This window comes from Floccifex sp., assembly GCF_051873555.1.
GTDB lineage: Bacteria > Bacillota_I > Bacilli_A > Erysipelotrichales > Erysipelotrichaceae > Floccifex.
On the sequence record NZ_JBJEEY010000154.1, the window covers coordinates 1 to 5313 of the forward strand.

Annotated in this window: 4 protein-coding genes; 2 read left to right on the plus strand and 2 right to left on the minus strand. The window is 28.7% G+C overall.

All coding sequences use genetic code 11. From position 1 onward, the window contains the following. The first annotated feature begins 185 nt into the window (after positions 1–185). Positions 186–509, plus strand: a complete 324-nt coding sequence (locus tag ACI32A_RS08705) for a helix-turn-helix domain-containing protein (protein WP_439754666.1) — start codon at positions 186–188, stop codon at positions 507–509. A 764-nt stretch (positions 510–1273) separates the two neighbouring features. Here ACI32A_RS08705 and ACI32A_RS08710 read toward each other — a convergent pair. After that, the gene (locus ACI32A_RS08710; RefSeq protein WP_439754667.1) at positions 1274–2614 is read right to left on the minus strand and encodes an RNA-binding domain-containing protein; all 1341 of its coding nucleotides are present in this window, start codon (positions 2612–2614) and stop codon (positions 1274–1276) included. A 458-nt stretch (positions 2615–3072) separates the two neighbouring features. Between ACI32A_RS08710 and ACI32A_RS08715 the strand changes: the two genes are divergently transcribed. Beyond that, the gene (locus ACI32A_RS08715; RefSeq protein ID WP_439754668.1) at positions 3073–3597 is read left to right on the plus strand and encodes a DUF4143 domain-containing protein; all 525 of its coding nucleotides are present in this window, start codon (positions 3073–3075) and stop codon (positions 3595–3597) included. A gap of 166 nt (positions 3598–3763) precedes the next feature. Here the strand turns inward: ACI32A_RS08715 and ACI32A_RS08720 are convergent, their stop codons facing one another. Further along, positions 3764–5116: an ATP-binding protein gene (locus ACI32A_RS08720; protein ID WP_439754669.1), complete on the minus strand. Its 1353-nt coding sequence runs from the start codon at positions 5114–5116 to the stop codon at positions 3764–3766. Positions 5117–5313 lie beyond the last annotated feature (197 nt).

Here is a 5313-nt window from a genome sequence, read left to right on the forward strand (position 1 = left end):
GGTTTTAAATTGGCTTTTTTCTAAACCTCATCTAATTTTAGAGGTCCTTTAAAAATGTTGTTTTTAGATTAAAATAATCATTTTTTTATGTATTTTTCATATAAATCGTTTTATAAATGTTTTTTATAAAATAAAAAACTACATAAAATAGTATATTAAAGTGACAAAAAAATTATAATTTTATTATGAAAACAATTCAAGAATATGAAGACTACACAAGAGAAAGAATCACTAGCCTTAGACAGCAGAAAGGAATCTCTGAATATAAATTAAGCTATGATCTAGGGCATTCCAAGAGTTATATTAACAACATTACATCGGGTAAAACCTTACCCTCTATGAGCGAATTCTTTTACATATGTAATTATTTTAATATAAGTCCCAAAGAATTCTTTGATGATAAAGTCTCTAATCCAGCTCTTATTTCCTTAATTACGGAAAAACTAGTCCATTTATCCGATGACAATTTGTTGTTTATACTCGAACTTCTGAATCGATTAAAAGATTAGTCACATTGTTGTCACATTTCATAAAAAGTGACAAAAAAATGATAGGAGGAAAACCATTCTTTCTATCATTTTTTATATTGAAATGATCTATTTTATTAACGATTTCTTTATTATAACATCAGTGTAAAAAATATAACATTCACTCTGTTGTCTATTTGAAGATGGATAATATTCCAGAACATGAGATGAACTACCCCACCTGATACACAGTCACTTACTGTTCAGATCTGCAAATCGAATGATTTTCGGATTCAGCAGTCCAGATAACTTTACATTTGATGTGTTATTCGTCAAATACTGATTTGTTTGTTTCATTTTTCCATAAATCATAATTGGCTTTCAGCTGCTTTATTGCTGCAATTATCAACCATATCCAATAATATGAATCAATATAGTACACAATAAAATCGACATTAAAGTAATTTGTTACCTGAATTCCGATTTTACTACAGTGTTTCTAATCAGATTCGGAATTGGATAACATCATACGGTTTATATATCTATGCACACACTATCACAAGGTGATATAAGAAACAAGAAAAGCCACAGAATTGATGGATACTGTGGCAGCTACATACGCAGCTGTGTTCAAGCCAACACATGTATTTGGTGGAGTATTCTTTTTTCCCCGGGACATAACCTTCCAACTCATTGAATATTGGTATTGCAACAAGGAGTTTATTTCGTATTATAAAACAGTAGCAAAATATAAGACCTTAATCTAAATACCATTTTTGATATTCACAACAATCCCATGTTTAATATTATTTTCTAACAACCCAATATCCTTTTCTTTTACTTCCCATTCTTTCAATAAAACCATTATTTTTTAAATTAGCTATTGATCTTTCCACTGTTCTTTGTCCTAAATTATTTTCTTTTGCTATTTGACTCGCTGTAGCATCTGGACAAGTTAAAATATAACTTAATACTTTTTGATCCGAAGGCTTCAAATAACGATTTAAACCTTCATCTACATAATTACGATACAAAGGCCCATTATGTATACGATACTTCATAATACCATCATCAAAAGGAATCGTACATTTTATATACGTTTCTTCAATTTCAAAAACCTTATCACCATATTTTTTAACAATAACAGGTACTCCATGTCCTGTATGTTCTACTAAATCCAAGCTCAAAAAAATACGCATTAAAGTTGTATTTCTTGGCTTACTAACACCTTCAAAAAATGCTTTCTTTGTCATTCCCGCTGGCAAACCACCATGAGAAAGAATTTCAATACGATTGTCGAACATTGAAATCTGTGGTTCTGAAATAGTCCAGTCATTGTGAACAATCGCATTCAACAAAGCTTCATTCACACAGTCCATATCATAGAGATATTGATCAATTCTTGGTCGCATCAAGGTATTGGATCGACATATATTTTCTGAAATCAATTTATTTCTTATTTTTGTATAACTCGTTAATATACATCCATATCCAAAATCATATCTTTCTGATAATGAAGCTTTATTTGTGCTTTCAAATTTTACAAAAATAAATGGAATCATATTACGATCGGCCAATAATTCCGCCAATAAATTATATTCTCCTTTTTCATTTTTTAAGTTTAAATTTGTTTCAAAATGATCATTTACATGAAATCCTTTTTCTGAATAATAAATTTTCAATTCTCGAAAAGACAAATCACAAATATTCGACTTTTTCTTAAGCATATATTCACTATCCACAAAATTCTTTTCATATCGAATACGAATTTGTTCTGCTGTCATTTCTTTACATGTACTTCCTAGTCGAATTGTACAACCACTTGATGAAAAACCATATTTTTTTTGACAATAAATATTTTTTGTTCCTTTTTGAATATGAATCAAAATAAGTGGCATTCCCTTTTCAAATTTCACTTCTGTATACACTTCTTCTTGTGGATTGGGCTCAATTTGCATTGTAATCACATCTGAAATTTTACGAAGAGTATCATCTAATCGATTTACCCCAACTATTTCTCCATTATCTTTTATACCTACAACAATTATTCCGCCTTCTGTATTCAAAAACGATACAATTTCTTTGACAATTGATGTACTAAATTTTTCCTTTAATTCCATTGTTTCAGATTCAATATATTGATTCATAAAAACCACCTCAATAATAGTTTATTATATTTCCGTCAATTTATCAATTTTTCCGTCATTAATTGGCGGTTTATTCTATAACATAAAAGCGTCTTTATTTTTCTTTGAATTTACGTAAAGACTTCAATTAGATCGTATTGTTTGACAAAAGAAAATCAGGGATATGAAAACATGTATCGATTTGCGATTGAAAAGTTAATGAAATGGAAACAAAAACAGAAACCCCCTTATTATTGAAGGGCTCAGACATGGCTAATGAAAGAATTTGGTAAACAAGCATATACAAATACCATTTACATCAATTTTGATTCAAATACTAAAATGACTGATTTATTTGCTTCTGACTTAGATATAAATCGACTCATTATGGGCTTTGAACTCTACACAGGACAATAAATCTTGACAATTCTTTATTATTTTTTGATGAAATACAGGAAATTCCAAGAACATTAACATCGTTGAAATATTTTTATGAAAATGCTCTTCAATATCATATTATTTGTGTTAGCTCCTTATTAGGAAAAGTACAATTTCTTCAGTTATATCCACTTTCTTTTGAAGAGTTCTTGTACGCAACGAATAAAAAACAATATTATTTTGTAGGTGGTATGCCCAAAGTGGTAAAAAATTTTGCAGAAAATAAAGATTTCAATGAAGTTCGTGAAATTCAACATCAAATACTAAAAGCTTATGAAGACTTGAAAGCATTCAAGTTATTTATGGTTAACATCGGTTTATTGAGTTGTAAAGTTGGTCTTCATCAACAAACACTTTTAGATGGACATGCTTTATTTGTCGAATTCAAAGGAGCTCTAAGCGAACAATACGTTTGTCAACAACTCAAAACAATAGAAAATATAGACACATATTATTACACGAACAACAGGGGATCTTGTGAAATAAATTTTGTAATTGATACAGGTCAGCAAATCATTCCTGTTGAAGTAAAAGCAGAAGTGAATCTAAAAGCAAAAAGTTTATAAACCTATTATGAGAAATATTCACCTTCGATTTCAATTCGAACTTCTATGCAAGACTATAAAAATGAAGACTGGCTAATGAATATATCACTATATGCCATTCAACAAATTAAATATTTAACAAAATCCCACGTGAAATCTCCATCTTCTTAATGAAGATGGAGATATTTTATAGATTTGATAAATCATCTAATTCAATGATTGGTAAACTATCATACTTTTCTTGAATAAACATAATCATATACACAGGATAATATACAAGATTATCTTTTACTTCAACATTATAATTAGAAAACACAAAAGCTTCTTGAATACAATAATTTGATATTTCCATAATATTTTTCAATGCAGAATGTCTTTGATAACTTTTGCCACTTTTTACTTCAATTGGTAATACCTTTCCATTATACTCAATCACAAAATCCAATTCCCCAAATTTTTTACTATTATAATAATACAAATTGAAACCATGTGATTTTAGTTCCTGTGCTACTGCATTTTCAAATATAGCACCATTATTAATATCAATATTATTTGACAATAACTGCACTTTCGTTGCTTTCCCATATAAAGAAGTTAACAAACCAACATCGGATAAAAACAATTTAAATAAACTACTTTTTTCATTCAACAAAAGAGGCAAAGTTGGTGCACTCACATTATAAGTTGGTAAAGCAACACCAGCACTTTCTAACCATATAAACCCATTTTCGCTTCTTTCATAGCGCAATCCTTTTTTTATATCCGAAAAATTAAATCGCTTATTACTCGCATTTAATTCTGCTGGAATCAAATCATAGATTCTCGTTAATAATAATTTTTTATCATCGGTCTCATATCGAGTAAAATCTTTTTTGTATTGTAAGATGATGTCTTCATGTTCTTCGATAACATCAAATAAATTTCTTGTTTCCTGGAACTTATCAACAGCCGCTGGCATTCCACCAACAATCAAATATATTTTAAAGATATTCAGCATACGTTTATGAACTTCTTCATTTACTGGAATTTTATTGATAAATGATTTATATAACGAATCCTTTAAATCCTCAGTAAAATTATAAATTTGTAAAAATTCTTCGAAATCCAATGGATACATTGTAAATGTTCTTAAATATCCTACCGGACTAGATTTTATATTTCTTAATTCGACACCTAATAAAGAACCACTAAATATATATCGAAACGAACCCTCATCAACCCAAAATTTAATTTTTGTAGTTAATTCTTTAAATTCTTGAATCTCATCAAAGAAAATAAATGTTTCACCTTTTATGAATGATTGTCTTGTAAATAATGACAGATTTGTAATCATATCATCTACCGATTCACTATTTTCTAGCAGTCTAACTATTTCAGGTGTATTCAGTAAGTTGAACTCTATGTAGTGACATCCTTCATCTTTTAATACTTTTCGAATGACAAATGTTTTACCAACTTGACGGGCACCATCAATAAGTAAAGCTTTTTTACTTTCTTTTATCCATTTCCGAATATTTTTTTCAATTTTTCTTTGAAGCATATTATCACCTATATAAATTTTACAACTCTTATGGCATTTATACAATCAAATATAAGCTTGAAATGACATTTTTTCTGATAAAATTTAATGATATTTGACATTTTTTCATTTAAAAAGCAACAACTACACTTCTGTTAACAAGAATGCCATATATAATGGAAGTGTTAATATCTGATCTGTACGGCCAATATTATAGT

Bases quoted from the DNA above. Each gene is read 5' to 3' on its own strand.
- ACI32A_RS08705 (WP_439754666.1), top strand. From the start codon at position 186: ATGAAAACAATTCAAGAATATGAAGACTACACAAGAGAAAGAATCACT.
- ACI32A_RS08710 (WP_439754667.1), bottom strand. From the start codon at position 2,614: ATGAATCAATATATTGAATCTGAAACAATGGAATTAAAGGAAAAATTT.
- ACI32A_RS08720 (WP_439754669.1), bottom strand. From the start codon at position 5,116: ATGCTTCAAAGAAAAATTGAAAAAAATATTCGGAAATGGATAAAAGAA.